Source organism: Hymenobacter mucosus (assembly GCF_900188255.1).
GTDB lineage: Bacteria > Bacteroidota > Bacteroidia > Cytophagales > Hymenobacteraceae > Hymenobacter > Hymenobacter mucosus.
The window spans coordinates 261,580-276,274 of the sequence record NZ_FZNS01000003.1 but is presented as its reverse complement, the minus strand read 5'-3'; the positions used below and the strand labels follow the sequence as shown (position 1 = coordinate 276,274).

At 57.7% G+C, this 14,695-nt stretch carries 10 protein-coding genes and 1 tRNA gene; 4 read left to right on the top strand and 7 right to left on the bottom strand.

Annotated elements, in window-relative coordinates; genetic code table 11:
• Positions 1-60 precede the first annotated feature (60 nt).
• The 3 genes from CHB83_RS08420 to CHB83_RS08410 all read right to left on the bottom strand — a co-directional run bounded on the left by CHB83_RS08420 (position 61) and on the right by CHB83_RS08410 (position 5,994).
• Positions 61-2,610: an FdhF/YdeP family oxidoreductase gene (locus CHB83_RS08420; protein WP_089332291.1), complete on the bottom strand. Its 2,550-nt coding sequence runs from the start codon at positions 2,608-2,610 to the stop codon at positions 61-63.
• Between the two features lie 459 nt (positions 2,611-3,069).
• On the bottom strand, positions 3,070-5,628 hold the full coding sequence (locus tag CHB83_RS08415; RefSeq protein WP_089332290.1) for an FdhF/YdeP family oxidoreductase: 2,559 nt from the start codon (positions 5,626-5,628) through the stop codon (positions 3,070-3,072).
• A 42-nt stretch (positions 5,629-5,670) separates the two neighbouring features.
• Complete coding sequence (locus tag CHB83_RS08410; protein WP_045687461.1) at positions 5,671-5,994, bottom strand: DUF7009 family protein; 324 nt, start codon at positions 5,992-5,994, stop codon at positions 5,671-5,673.
• A 321-nt stretch (positions 5,995-6,315) separates the two neighbouring features.
• On the opposite strand from CHB83_RS08410, the gene CHB83_RS08405 reads away from it, so the two are divergent.
• A complete protein-coding gene (locus tag CHB83_RS08405; RefSeq protein ID WP_089332289.1) occupies positions 6,316-6,525 on the top strand; it encodes a hypothetical protein in 210 nt (69 codons plus the stop codon).
• Positions 6,526-6,606: 81 nt separating this feature from the next.
• Here the strand turns inward: CHB83_RS08405 and fdhD are convergent, their stop codons facing one another.
• Positions 6,607-7,491, bottom strand: a complete 885-nt coding sequence (fdhD, locus tag CHB83_RS08400) for a formate dehydrogenase accessory sulfurtransferase FdhD (RefSeq protein ID WP_089332288.1) — start codon at positions 7,489-7,491, stop codon at positions 6,607-6,609.
• 270 nt (positions 7,492-7,761) lie between these two features.
• Between fdhD and moeB the strand changes: the two genes are divergently transcribed.
• Entirely contained in the window at positions 7,762-8,880 is a 1,119-nt protein-coding gene (moeB, locus tag CHB83_RS08395; protein WP_045687463.1) for a molybdopterin-synthase adenylyltransferase MoeB, read from the top strand.
• 47 nt (positions 8,881-8,927) lie between these two features.
• A complete protein-coding gene (locus CHB83_RS08390) occupies positions 8,928-10,094 on the top strand; it encodes a putative sulfate/molybdate transporter (protein WP_089332287.1) in 1,167 nt (388 codons plus the stop codon).
• Positions 10,095-10,131: 37 nt separating this feature from the next.
• On the opposite strand, the gene CHB83_RS08385 is transcribed toward CHB83_RS08390, so the two are convergent.
• Entirely contained in the window at positions 10,132-10,950 is an 819-nt protein-coding gene (locus CHB83_RS08385; protein ID WP_089332286.1) for a DUF2490 domain-containing protein, read from the bottom strand.
• Positions 10,951-11,094: 144 nt separating this feature from the next.
• A tRNA-Met gene (locus CHB83_RS08380) sits at positions 11,095-11,167 on the bottom strand.
• A 219-nt stretch (positions 11,168-11,386) separates the two neighbouring features.
• On the opposite strand from CHB83_RS08380, the gene CHB83_RS08375 reads away from it, so the two are divergent.
• Positions 11,387-12,544, top strand: coding sequence for an alpha/beta hydrolase (locus CHB83_RS08375; protein WP_089332285.1), 1,158 nt, complete (start codon positions 11,387-11,389; stop codon positions 12,542-12,544).
• A gap of 156 nt (positions 12,545-12,700) precedes the next feature.
• Here the strand turns inward: CHB83_RS08375 and CHB83_RS08370 are convergent, their stop codons facing one another.
• Positions 12,701-14,539, bottom strand: coding sequence for a BamA/TamA family outer membrane protein (locus tag CHB83_RS08370; protein WP_179225487.1), 1,839 nt, complete (start codon positions 14,537-14,539; stop codon positions 12,701-12,703).
• Between the last annotated feature and the right edge of the window lie 156 nt (positions 14,540-14,695).

The window sequence follows — 14,695 nt, the reverse complement described above, 5'->3', positions numbered from 1 at the left end:
GAAAAAGCCCGACCGGAAATGGTCGGGCTTTTTCTTTGTATGAGTAGTTCGGCTACTGTACTAGGCTTCAGCACCCACGCGAAGCTCAACGGGGGCTCCTACGGTTTTGCGGGTGGCCTCCACCGTTACTACCACGTACTTTGAGGTGGGCGTATTGCTGGTTTTCGCAACGCTACCTACCGGCACAAGGGGGTTCGCCTCGGGGAAGTAGGCGGCCACGTTGCCCTTCGGAATATCGTAGGGAATAGCAATAAATTTCTCTACCGTGCGCTTCTCGCCTTTGTAGTGGCTGGTGATGTCGATAAGGTCCTTGGCGTTCAGCCCCCGCTCGGCAATGTCTTGCGGGTTCATGAACAACACACGACGCTCATTGTGCACGCCCCGGTACCGGTCGTTGTAGTCGTAAATGGTTGTGTTGAACTGGTCGTGGCTGCGCACTGTCATCAGAATCAACTGGTCGGGCTCGTTCACGTACTTTTCCAGCTCGGTAGTAGTGAAGTTGGCCATCCCATTTTTGGTAGTGAACTTCCGTTCGCGCGGGCCATTGGGCAGGTAGAATCCACCGGGGCGGCGTAGCTTCTCGTTGAAGTTCTCGAAGCCCGGAATTACCCGGCTGATATGGTCGCGGATGACGTCGTAGTTCTCCGTCATGGCTACCCAGTCAGCAATGTTGATCTTGTTGCCCAGGGTAGCAATGGCTACTCCGGCCAAAATGGCTACCTCGCTCATCATCTGCCCAGCCAAGGGAACCAGCACGCCTTTATTCTGGCTTACTACCCCCATGGAGTTCTCGCAGGAAGTCATCTGCTGCCCCGATTTCTGCATGTCGATATCGGCGTGGGTAAAGCAGGGTAGCAGCAGGCTGGTTTCGCCCGTGGTCAGGTGGCCGCGGTTGAGCTTGGTGCCTACGAATACCGTGAGCTTCTGCTTGCGCATGCCTTCAGCAATAACTTCGGTGTCGGGGCCGGCCGCCAGCAGGTTGCCTCCCAAGCTAAAGAATACCTTGGTCTTGCCCTTGTACATGGCCTTGATAGCCTCCACCGTGTCGTAACCGTGCTCATATGGTGGCTTGAAGTTGAACTCCTTTGCCAAGGAGTCCTGAAACTCTTTGGTAGGTTGTTCCCAAACCCCCATGGTCCGGTCGCCTTGCACGTTAGAGTGGCCGCGCACCGGGCAAGTTCCCGCACCCGGCTTGCCAATGGCGCCCTTCATGAGTTGTAGGTTTACAATCTCCTGTATGGTTTGCACCCCCTGGCGCTGCTGAGTTACGCCCATAGCCCAGCAGGTTATAATTTTCTGCTTAGTGGCCAGCATATTGGCTGCTTCCAGCAGCTGGGCCCGCGTAATACCGCTCAGCTCCTCAATATCTTCCCAGGAAGTATTGCGGATATTCTGCTCGAACGACTCGAAGCCCGTGGTATACTTCTCGATGAAGGGCCGGTCTACCACCTGACCGGGATTCATGTCTTCAGCCTCAAACAAGTGCTTCATGATGCCGCGCAGCAGCGCCATATCCCCATCTACCCGCACTTGCAGGAATAGGTCGGTAATCTGCGTGCCGTCGCCCAGCAGAGCGCCCAGCGCCCGGAAGGGGTTCATGAAGTCCTGGGGATTTTTGAAGTGCAGCAGGCCGGCTTCTGGCAACGGGTTCACCGCAATAATCTTGGCTCCGTTGCGCTTGGCCTTTTGCAGGGCCGTGAGCATGCGTGGGTGGTTGGTGCCGGGGTTCTGCCCAATAATGAGGATTACTTCAGCTTCGTGAATGTCATTGAGCGTTACGGAGCCTTTGCCTAGGCCCAGGGTAGGGCTAAGGGCGGCGCCGCTGCTTTCGTGACACATGTTAGAGCAATCGGGCAGGTTGTTGGTACCCAACATCTTGGCAAAGAGCTGGAACAAAAACGCCGGCTCATTTGGCACTTTGCCCGAGGTGTAGAACAGAGCCTCATCCGGCGAGGCCAGGGAGTTCAGGTTATCAGCAACAATCTGAAACGCCTCCGACCACTCAATGGGTGAATAATGATTGTCGCCGGGGCGTTTCACCATGGGATGAGTTAGGCGGCCCGCATTATTCTGGTCGCGGTCCGTCATGCGTGACAGTTGGGCCAAGCTGTGCTTAGCAAAGAATTCCGGGCCGGCGGCTTTGTCGTCGGCATCGGAGGCAGTAGCCTTAGCGCCGTTCTCGCAGAACTCAGCCACGGAGCGGTGGTCGTCGGGGTCGGGCCAGGCGCAAGACGAGCAGTCGAACCCGTCCTTCTGGTTCATTTTCAACAGGCCCTTGGTGCCGCGGGTAAGGCCCGCTTCGCCCCAGTTGAACTCCATTGACTTGATAACGGCCGTTACGCCGGCGGCTACTTTCGCGCGCTCCTCCAGCTTCAGGCCAGTAAATCCCTCTGGTGGCTGAGCCAAAATTGAGTGGTGGTACTTAGCGTTGGCCACGTCGGGAGCGGGTATTACAGTTTGGTCCCGGTCGTGCTGCGGGTCGGGGCGGTAGTGGTCATTGGTTGGGGCAGTACCTTGGTCAGGCCGTTCGCCACTCTTGGGCGCATTCTCGGCCTTTTGCTCTTCAGTTTTGCCAGCCTTGCTGGGGTCGTTGATCGGGGAATCTTCCATGACAAACAGAACAGGTGGGAAAGGAAAAAGATAAGGAAACTCCGCTGTTTTTTGGCAACGGACCTACCTTCTTCCCGGTGAAAATTTCTAAAACCAACTCACGTAAGCGAGCAAACCAACCGCCAACAGAAGCAGCATTTGATGATAGCCAGGTGACGAGCCAGTTTGCCAGCACTCCAAGGCAACACCGCTTTACCTTGTGTTGGTTGCGTACTGCGGCATTCCACCTCAGCCAACGCCACCTGTGCACCGCTCGCCACCAGTGTGTATACCCCACAATACGTAATATGTCAGACGCAGAAGTAACTGTGGAGGTTACGGAATTGGTCGTTATATCGTGACGTTGCCCAACGCTCAAGCACCTTGGCAGCAAGCCTACTAGCCCAAAGTAACAAGACAACAAAAAGCCCGACTGTTTGCACAATCGGGCTTCTCTATTCGGGATTATTTTGGGTAAGCCTAAGCTGGCACTGCTACACGGTCGGAAGTCGGAATTTGGGTACCAACGGGCAGCTCCACCGGAGCCACCGTCACAATCACAAACTTTGAGGTAGGCGTATTGCTCTTGTAGGCAACCGAGCCAATGGGCACCAGCACGTTGCCTTCGGGGAAGTACATGGCACAGTTGCCCTTCGGAATGTCGTAGGGAATGGCGATGAACTTCTCGGCGTGGCGCTCTTGGCCCGCAAAGTGGCTGGTAATATTTACCAAGCCTTTCTCTTTGATACCGCGCTCGGCCATGTCTTTCGGGTTTAAGAAGATAACGCGCCGCTCGTTATGCACACCCCGGTACCGGTCGTTGTAGTCGTATACTGTGGTGTTAAACTGATCATGCGAGCGAATGGTCATCATCACCAACTGGCCGGGCTCAAACACGTGCTTTTCCAACGGAGTGCTGGTGAAGTTAGCCTTGGCATTTTCGGTGGTGAAGTTCCGTTCGCGGGGGCCGTTGGGAAGGTAGAAGCCGCCGGGGTGCCGCACTTTGGTGTTGAACTCCTCGAAACCCGGAATAGTACGGGCCACATAGTCGCGGATGAGGTCGTAGTTCTCGGTGCAACCCACCCAGTCTACGGTGCTGCGCTCACCCAGCGTAGCAATGGCAATGCCGCTCACAATGGCTACTTCGCTCAGCATTTGGTCAGAAATAGGCTCTAACACGCCTTTGCTCATGCTTACTACTCCCATGGAGTTCTCGCAGGTCATAAACTGCTGCCCCGATTTCTGCATATCAATATCGATGCGGGTTTTGCAGGGCAGAATTAGAGCCATTTCGCCGTTTACCAAGTGGCCGCGGTTGAGCTTGGGCGTCACATGCACCGAGAGGCGCAGCTTACGCATGCCTTCGGCCACAAACTCCGTGTCGGAACAGGCCGAGAGCAAGTTGCCCCCCAGGCCCATAAATACCTTCACGTGGCCATCATACAAAGCCTTCACCGCTTCTACTACATCGTAGCCGTACTCGCGCGGAGAGGTAAAGTTGAACTCCTTATCAAGCGAAGCCAGGAAAGTTTCGGTGGGCCGCTCCCAGATGCCCATGGTCCGGTCGCCCTGCACGTTGGAGTGGCCACGCACCGGGCACAAGCCGGCGCCGGGGATACCAATAGCACCTTTCATGAAGTGCATGTTCACTACCTCCTGAATGGTGTACACGCCATTCTTCTGCTGAGTAAGACCCATTGCCCAGCAGGTAATGATTTTCTTGTGCTGTGCCACTAAGTTGGCGGCCTCCTGAATCTGGGCTTTCGTAACGCCGCTGGCTTCCTCAATATCGGCCCAGCTAGTATTGTTCAGAGTCTCTACCAGTTCGGGGTAGCCCGTAGTGTACTCCTGAATAAAGCCTTGGTCAAGGACCTGGCCGGGGTTCAGTGCTTCCGCCTCCAGCAAGCACTTCATCAACCCACGCATCACTAGTTGGTCGCTGTTGATGCGTACCTGCAAGTACACGTCCGTAATGGGGGTACCATCGCCCAGCAATACCCCTAGGGCCTTGATGGGGTTCATAAAGTCCTGGGGGTTCTTGAAGTGCAGCAGGCCCGCCTCATGCAGGGGGTTGATGCTGATGATCTTGGCTCCGTTGCGCTTGGCCTTTTGCAGGGCCGTGAGCATGCGCGGGTGGTTGGTGCCGGGGTTCTGCCCAATGATAAGGATTACCTCGGCCTCGTACATGTCGTTCAGGGTCACGGAGCCCTTGCCCAGGCCCGTTGTATTGCTCAGGGCGGCGCCGCTGCTCTCGTGGCACAGGTTGGAGCAGTCGGGCAGGTTGTTGGTGCCAAACTGCCGGACAAACAACTGGTAGAGGTAGGCGGGCTCATTCGGCACCTTGCCCGACGTATAGAAGATGGCTTCGTTAGGCGACTTCAGCGCGTTCAACTCATCGGCTACCAGCTGAAAAGCTTCAGGCCATTCAATGGGTGTGTAGTGAGTAGCCCCCGGCCGTAGCACCATGGGGTGGGTAATGCGGCCCGCATTATTCAGGTCGCGGTCCGTCATGCGCGACAAATCCGCGAGGCTGTGCTTGGCAAAGAAATCAGGCCCCACGGGGTCCGACTGAGCGTCGGAGGCAGTAGCCTTGGCGCCGTTCTCGCAGAACTCAGCCACGGAGCGGTGGTCGTCGGGGTCGGGCCAGGCGCAAGACGAGCAGTCGAATCCGTCCTTCTGGTTTAGCTTAAGCAGGGCATGAGTACCACGTACGGGGCCATCTTCGCTAAACGCAAAGGCTCCCGACTTCAGTACTGCCGTTACGCCAGCCGCTACTTTTGCAGGCTTGCTCAGCTTAAGTCCCGTAAACTCTTCGGGGGGCTGGGCCAGAATGGGGTGCTTGTGCTTGGCACCTAGCGTATCAGGCGCCTCCATGGGCCGCTCGTCCATTGATTCCCGCTCGGGTGAGGTACTCCAGTTGTCGCTGGTAGGGGCGGCACCCTGATCGGGGCGCTCACCACTCTTCGGAACGTTGTTGCCAGCAGTTTGCTGATCTATTTTACCGGCCTGATTGGGGTCGTAAGCAGGAGATTTGTCCATAGCGCGGAGGGGAAGTAGCAGTGTGGGTGGTAGCCCAGCCCGTCAATGCAGACAGTCCAGGTCTTTTTCGATTAAGATTTTCAGGGGTTGATTCTCGGCTACCATGAGGGTAGCCGAAAGGCCATTTTGGTCAGTACTCGTCCAATGGTTGGCCAGCGTAGCAGGCACTTTCACAGTGAGGGCCCCGGCTCCGTAAGTGACGCGAAACTCCTCGGTTTCGGCGCGCTCTAAGGCGTAAGTCAGGCTGTCGGCGGCGGCAGGCCCAAGGGGTACCAGGGCGGCTACCCGCCCCACAGTAGCAAACTGCTCCACCTCTTCCGCCGACAGGCGGAGGCGCAACGAGTTGTCTTCAATGCGAAGTTTCATGAGAAGAAATGGTATGAGATTCAGACGCAGGTAACACGTCAGATGTTGCGGTGGCGCTTAGCCGAAATGACCGGAAAATCAGTAAAATGCCCGCCCATGCTGCTGAAATAGACGAACCGATTTTACGGTTTTATTTGGAAGCAGAACTGTACTGTTGGCTCCATCCAACGGGTTAGCTAGCAGTACACCTCCTCTTGCCCCGTATTCCCGTGTGATTTGTGGTAACGCTACACTCCTATTGGCTGCTATTCACCCTGAATAGCGAAGTCATTGCACCACTGTTGGCTAGTAGTAGGCTTGCGTGTTGCTGACACCCAGTGGATGGCAGTACTAGTCACTACCGTTTATTGGGGTGGAACCCTGGTAGCGGCGGCTTGCCTGATGAACGTGGCGTTGCTTTTTACAAGCGGCTTGCTGTTTGCGAAGCAGGTAGGGCGGCGGTTGCTGCTGCGGGCAGCACTTCCACTGGGCGGGCGGCTAGTGGCTGGCTACTTGGCAGCAGCCCTGGTTTGGGGTGTACTATGGTGGTAGGTGGCCGGAACAGAGCTGCCCCACTGGTGGTAACCGGCGTGTAACGAGACACTGGCTGCGCACTATCAGTAACGGAGTCTCCTACTCCACTTCTTGCCCGGCAGACTGAAGCCGCCATTCGTGGCAGTAAACATTGTAGCGCCCCTGGCGGACGAAGCCGCAAAGGGTCATCCCGAAATCGTTGGCGGCCTGTACTGCCAGGGAGCTGGGAGCTCCTACGGCAGCTAGCACCGGAATGCCCGCCACCGCTGCTTTCTGCACCAGCTCAAAAGAGGCGCGCCCGCTTACCAGCAGTACAGCATCGTGCAGGGGTAGCATTTCCTGGAAAAGGGCCGCGCCAATCACTTTGTCTAGGGCGTTATGACGGCCAACATCTTCGCGTAGCAACAGCAGCTCGCCGGCCGGTGAGAAAAGCGCGGCCGCGTGCAAGCCGCCCGTTTGCTCAAACAAGGCCTGGGCCGCCCGCTGCCGCTCCGGTAGCTGATGGATTACGGCAGGGTCGATGTAGGGGCCGGCCGTGGGTAGCACCGGGCAAGCGGCCGCGTGCACCGCGTCGATGCTGGTTTTGCCGCAGACGCCACAACTGCTGCTGGTGTAAAAGTGGCGCTCCAGGCGGGGCAGGTCGGGCGTGGCTGTGGGGGCTAGCTCGGCGCGCACCACATTTTCGCGCTCATCTTCCTTCTCTACATCAGGGCAGTAAATGACGCCGTGCAAATCCTGGCGGCCATGGATGATGCCTTCGGTAAGCAAAAAGCCCGCCGCCAACTCAAAGTCGTGGCCGGGGGTGCGCATGGTAATGGAAAGGGTGCGGTGCTCCCGCTCCCCAGTTGGCCCGTAGCCCACCCTGATTTCCAGAGGTTCTTCGGCGGCCAGCACGTCGGAGGCGGTAGTCATGGTAGTGCCCTGCACTTTATGCACAGTCACGTAATCGTAGCTGGTGGGCGGGAGAAAGACAGGAGCAGACATGGTGATACGTAACGGGGTGGGTCCTCCCCCTGCAACGAGCACGGGGTAGGAAGTTGGCTGAAGTTGTATTGGAACCGCGCAGATCCTTACTCAAGTGGGGGTAGGCAGAACGCAGTGGTATATTCCTTTTAACCTTATGGGCGGGAAGTAAGTTTGAGCTAAGCAACCAGGGCCCACACGTGCCAAAGTAACGAGAGAAGCCTGCCGCTGAGTTACTATTTATCCGTACTCTGCCCCGGTTGTCAGCCCGGCACCTGTTATCTTGTGTACATGCTAACCTCCGAAGAACGTCAGATTTACCGCCGCCACTTGCAGCTACCTGAGATTGGCGAAGCTGGCCAACTCCGCCTAAAAAACGCCCGCGTACTAGTGGTGGGTGCGGGCGGACTAGGCTGCCCCATTTTACAATACCTAGCCGCGGCTGGCGTGGGCACCCTGGGCATTGCGGACGCAGATACGGTCGACCGTAGCAACCTGCAACGCCAGATTCTGTACGGCCCCGCCGACTTGGGCCAGCCCAAAGCCGAGGCAGCGGCCCGCGCCGTGAAGCGCATCAACCCTCTGGTGCACACGGAGGTTTTCCGCTGCCGAGCCACCCTGGGCAACGTGCGCGAGCTAGTCAGCAAGTACGATGTGGTAGTGGACGGCTCCGACAATTTCCCGACTCGCTACCTTCTCAACGACGCCTGCGTGAGCTTCAACCGCCCCCTGATTTCAGGCGCCATCTACAAGTTCGAGGGGCAGGTTTCAGTGTTCAACTACCAAGGTGGTCCTACCTACCGCTGCCTGTTTCCGCAGCCACCCTCGTCGGCGGAAGCGCCCAACTGTGACGCCACGGGCGTGCTGGGTGTGCTGCCCGGCCTAGTGGGTATGGCCCAGGCTACGGAAGCCCTCAAAGTAGTGCTAGGCATTGGCGAGGTATTATCAGGTAGGCTGTGGCTGTTTGATGCCCTCACTTTTCAAACCCGCACGCTCAAGTTTGCCCGCCAGCCTGAGCAAGCCGCCATCAACCTCACCAATGCCAACCCCCAAGACTACGCCGACTTGTGCGCGGTAGGCGTCACGAGCATTTCGGTGGCAGAGCTACAGCAGCAACTGGAGTCCGACTTTCCTCCGTTTCTACTGGATGTGCGCGAGGCCCACGAGTATGCCGCAGGCCACTTGCCGGGCGCTACCCTGCTTCCCCTGAGCAACCTCGACAAGGGCGTGGCCGCAGTTCCTAAGCAACACCCCGTAGTAGTGTACTGCCGCTCAGGTAGCCGCAGCGCCCAAGCCGTAGAGCGGCTCCAAACTCAGTACGGCTTTGCCAATCTGCTTAACCTAGATGGAGGCTTTCTGGCTTGGCAAGAAGCTCTCAACGTGGCCAATGCCCCGCATTCGCCGGCTTAATTAGCTGCCCCTCTTTTTCGTTCTTTTGATTATTTTCCATTGCCCCAATGCCGCTTACCGCCACACCGCCTTCTCGTCCGCGTATCCGTTTTGACCGAAATGAGCTGGCTGGGGCCTTTGGCGATTTAGGCACCGACTTGCCACTGCTCATTGGCATCATTGCCGCCTCGGGCGTAGACAGTGCGGGCGTGCTGGTGATGTTTGGGGTGATGCAAATTTTCTCCGGGCTGTGGTACGGTATGCCCATGCCGGTGCAGCCGCTCAAGGCCTTTGCTGCCCTCGTCATTGCCCAAAAGATTCCTGGCAAGGTCATTTTTGGGGGTGGGCTGGCCATTGGGGTCAGCATGTTGGTGCTCTCAGTATCGGGGCTGATTGATAAGCTGGCTCAGCTAGTGCCCAAGCCCGTTATTCGGGGTATTCAGTTTGGACTGGCTTTACAGCTGGCTACGCTGGCCCTCAAGGAGTATGTGCCAGCCGATGGCCTGCCGGGCTACTGGCTGGCGGCCGCCGCCTTTCTAGTAACGGCGGTGCTGCTCGGCAACCGGCGCTGGCCGGCCGCGCTGGTAGTATTGGCCCTAGGCGTTGCCTATGGCCTAACGTTCAAGCTGGATTTGGCTACCGCGCATCGCGCCGTGGGCCTGCACCTACCCGGCTGGCAGGCCCCTACCTGGGACAATATCAAGTACGGCGCTTTGCTGCTGGCTTTGCCCCAAATTCCGTTGTCGCTCGGCAATTCCGTGCTGGCTACAAAGCAGGTAGTAGAAGACTATTTTCCTGATCGGCGGCTGTCGGTGCGGCAAATCAGCTTCACCTACGGCCTCATGAATCTTGTAAATCCCTTCCTGGGTGGCTTTCCGGTGTGCCACGGCTCGGGCGGCATGGTAGGCCACTACACATTCGGCGGGCGCACGGGCGGTTCGGTAGTGCTCTACGGGGGGCTGTTTCTAATACTAGGGCTATTTTTTAGCCAAGGCTTTCAACAAGTGGTGCAAATTTTCCCGCTGCCCCTGCTGGGAGTGCTGCTGCTGTTTGAGGCCCTCACCCTAGCCACCCTACTCCGCGACATCAGCACCTCTCGTCCCGATCTGCTGCTGGCTCTGCTAGTGGGGCTACTATGTAGCGGATTGCCGCCCTACGGCTACCTTATTGGCTTGGTAGTGGGCACGGCGCTTTACTACGCCATGCAGCGCGGCTGGGTAGGGCTGGGCAAGTAGTGCTGCCATTTCTGCGTTATTATTGCCCCAGACTTGGTTAGTCCGGCTGCGAAGGCACGTACTCGCGGGCAGGCACTTCGCCATTGCGGCGGTTGATGCGGTACATCACCGACAGCACTAGGTTGTTTTTGGTGGCCGTTGTTTGGGGAGTAAACACATGTTGCCGGTAGCTGGCGGGCGTAAAGTTGGCTTGGTTTACCCACCCAGCCTGCACCGTCCAGTGCGGGTCGAACTGGTAGCCTGCCCCCCCGTACACCCGGTTGCGCTCGAAAAAGGGGCCGCGCGTGTTGAAAAACACCTCGTCGTAAACGGATAGAAAAACTGTCTTGTTCGTGACGGTTGGGTGATTCAAGGGCAGGAAGCCGTTGAGGCGGTAGCGAATACGGTTCCGGTAGCGGTAAGAGCCTTCCGGCGTGATATCGTCGCGGAAAGAAAACCAGCGCTGCTCCACCCGGTAGCGGTGCTCTATTTTCAGGCGGGCGCTGTAGTGAGTAAACGTTACTTGCTCCCACAGGCGCTTTTCCACGTTCAGCGGGCCATCGCTCAAGTCCCGGTAGTCAGATGTGGCGTAGCGGCCACCCGCTACCATAAAGGTGAAGTTCTTGGCCAAGTCGTAGCTGACTCCGCCCTTTAGCTCAGTGTAGAAATACTGCCGAAAGAGGCCATTGGCACGAGCCTGCACTTCGGCGTAGCCGCCCCAATGCTTCGGTCCACCCGGCAATATCACCGTTCCAATGTGCCAAGAGCCCCACTGCGGGTCGGGTACGGCGTTGGTTTGGGCCTCTGCCAACTGGGTACCTGCCGCGCACAGCACAGCAGTCAGATAGGGCGCGACTCGGTTGGGGGAGGAGAACATAGGCCAGTAGCATGGTAAGCTTTAACCTAGTGCTAGCTTATAGAGGCTGGCCTACCTAGGCATTTGGAAGGCCAGAATTTGGCGTGCAATGCGTGCTACGAACAAAAGAAAAGGGCGTTTCCAGATTGGAAACGCCCTTTTAGGTAGCGGGGACTGGACTCGAACCAGTGACCTTTGGGTTATGAGCCCAACGAGCTACCAACTGCTCCACCCCGCACTGTTTGGTGATGCAAATGTAGATAGTTTTTCGTTAAATCCGCATTTGTAGCTACAAATACTACCACCTGATCGGTTTCTACCTGATTATCAGGCAGAATAATTTTCCATCTAAATACACGCACTATACAAGTGTGCAAGATTTTGGCAGCTAGCGCTCAGTTTGATTTACCGGACCGTACACGGGAGCACCTGCACTACTAACAACAACCACACTTGTATGAACCTCTTCCCTCACACGCTGCGCTGGGCCTTCCCAACGCTTGCCCTTGGTCTTTCGCTGGCTGCCTGCAACTCCGCGCAGAACAACGAAGCCGGTGCCACTGCTACTACCACCCCAACCGATAGCGGGGCTACTACCCCCGCCGATAGCGCCACGGCCGGTCCGCAAGCGGTGAAGCCTGCTGGCCCGCCACCAGCCTGGGCACCCAATATTGGTCCGGAAATGCTCACGGTAATTGAAAAGCTGCAAAAGCTGCAAGGTCCTACTCCGCCAGAGAAGCTGCCCGTAGCTGAAGTGCGCAAGGCTCCTTCCGCTACCGATGCTACTATGGCCGTGATGCAAGATTTCCATGTACCCTCGCCACCTTCTCCCCTCGACACGATGAGCAAGGAAGTAGCTCCGGGCGTAAAAGCTCGCATCTACATGCCCAAAGGTGCTACCGGGCCGCTACCCGTGGTGGTGTACTACCATGGTGGAGGCTGGGTTATTGCCAACCTCGACACCTACGACCCGTCTGTGCGGGCCCTGACGGAAAAGACGGGCGCCATTTTCGTATCGGTAGCGTATCGTCAAGCGCCCGAACACAAGTTTCCCACGGCTCACAACGATGCTTTTGCAGCTTACCAGTGGGTGCTGAAGAATGCCACTTCCATCAAGGGTGACCCCAAGCGCGTAGCTGTGGCAGGGGAAAGCGCCGGCGGTAACCTAGCCGCCGCTGTGTGCATGATGGCCCGCGATAAGGGCGCTATGCAGCCTAAGCACCAACTGCTGGTGTACCCCATTGCTGGCTACGACATGAATACGCCTTCTTACCAGAAGAACGCCAACGCTAAGCCCCTGAGTAAGCCTTTCATGGGCTGGTTCTTTGATAAGTACCTGCGCACTCCCGCCGACGGGAAGAGCCCCATGATTTCCTTGGTGACGGCACCTAACCTGAAAGGCCTGGCACCCGCTACCGTTATCGGCGCCGGCATCGACCCGCTGATGAGCGAGGGCAAAACCTACGCTGACAAACTACAGGCTGCTGGTATTCCCGTAACCTACAAGCTATACGAAAACGTGACCCATGAATTCTTTGGCATGGGCGCCGTTGTACCCGAGGCTATGCAGGCCGAAGACCTAGCTGCTGGCGAGTTGAAAAAAGCCCTACAGTAAGCCAAGGCTTACGCACGCACTAAAAGCTCCGGCTCTTCCGAGCCGGGGCTTTTTGCTTTTTGACAAATCTGGCCGCTACTGTATATGCTGCGCTGCTTCTTGGCGCCAGCAAGATGAGCCATGCACAGATCTTGATTCTAACAAGCCCGTGCTGCCTCAGAACCGGTTGGTGATACCGAAGTGGATTTTAGAGGAGCCCAGGGCTATCTTCTGGTTAAGTTCTTCCGAGCGGCCCACGGAGTACACGAACTGAAATATGCCCGCGCCGGTGCGGAAGCTCAGTCCCGCGCCCAAGCCAGTAGGAGTATCGAGGGCAGTTTCCGTGGCTATACGCTGGCGCAGCCACGCTTGATCAACGAACACGAACACGTAGGAATCGGCCCCGGTGAACTGGCGGAGTTCGGCAGTGCCCACGGCGTACTGACTGGCATAGAACGCCAACTCGCTAAAGCCGCGGAGGGTAGCTAATCCACCTAACCGAAACAGGTCATTTAAGAACAGCCGTTCATTCACCAGTCCTTCGCCCCGGAGGCGGGTAAGGAGCACGCCATTGCCCCCAATGCGCACATACCGCTCGGCCCGCACGCCCACGCTCACCTGCGTCGAGCGCAGGGCTACCCCTTCGTAGAGGGTAGGATCTAGCTCAGAGTTTTTGCTGATGCTTTTGGTACCAATAGCCCCCTGCCCCGTAATGGCCGTGCCACGCCGTGGGAAGTACAAATCGTCTAGGTTACTCCAAGCGTAGTCTAGGCCGTAGGAGTTAAACTTGGAATCGATGTTTTCGGGTAGGACCGTGAGCGTTTTAAACGAGGGGTTGGACAGCAGGCGGGAACTCCGGCGCTCAGTGAAAAACGCAACCCGCCCGGCGCGGGCCGTGGGGTAGGTGACCTGTAGGCGGGGCCGCACCGTCAGGAACTGGTTGCTTTGCTTGAGCAGGTTGAAGGTGCCTCCAAGCTCCAAGGGCGTTCCGAAAAAGCTGGGATGCACATATTGGGCATCAAGCAGTTGCGACAGCGCGTCGAGCTTGCGCCATTGAATACCAATACCCTTGCCCCCACCCCGGATATTGCGCAGGTTGATGGTTACGTCGCCGGTAATCTGCACGCGCTTCTCCCCTACTCCGGGGTTTGTGTTGGGTAGTACCCCCACGATGGCATCAAACTGACTAGCGGCCCGATCCTCCAAGAGAAAGTACACCCGCGCCCGCCCCCGGGCAAAACGCACCTCCGGATCGGCCTTGAGCTGCACGTAGGGTAGCTGACGAAGGCGGCGGGTGGCTTCGTCTAAGCGCTGCTGGCTGAACGGCTGCCCCGGGAAAATCTGCAGGTAGCGGGTTAAAAATTGCTTGCGCGTTTTGGTGGTACCCAGAACCTGTAAGGAGTCGAATAGTACGGGAGCGCCCCGCTGCAGCACCACGCGTCCCGCTATGTCGGCACCGTTCAGCTCCAGGGAATCTAGGCGCACAGTAGCAAAAGGGTAGCCTTGGTTTTCGGCCGCGTGCAAGATGCGCTCCTGAAGTCTGGCCCACTCCACAGGGTTGAACGGCTGTCCCCGAAACAGCTTTTCGCGGTAGCCGGCCTGCGTAAGCAGCCCGTCGCCGAGGTTGCCGTTGCGCAGACGCGCCCAGCGGAATTTCTCACCAACGTAAAGCCGAACCCGCAGGGAGTCGCGCCCCCAGTGCAAATCATCGGCTGAGGCCGTCAGATACGAATCGGCTTGCAGGGCCAGCACAAGGCTGCGCACATCGCGGAGGGCCGTCACCGAATCGGCAGCACTGGCTTTGTACCGGTAGCGGCGTAGCACAGGGCGGTCGGCCTCCTCCACAGCCACAACTACAGCAATAGGCCGTCGCACGGGTATCGGCCGACGGCTTGCCGTATCGGGGCGGGCGGTAGCAGGGGGTAGCGGGGGCGTTTGTAGCGGTGTTTGGCCTGGCGTGCCGGGGCTTACCTGCGCCCACGCCGACGGCCCAGTGCTCAGCACTAGGCAACTCAACCAAGCAAGAAAGAGGGCGCGGACGTACATTTGTGCTCTGAAACGCAAAAACGCGCTTTTAATTTCCCGAAAGTACACCGGAGTGCGGCTTGCTTGCGCCGGGGCCTACCATAACGTTCCTGCCCTTCACTGCTCAGCCTTCCACTGCCGCTGATG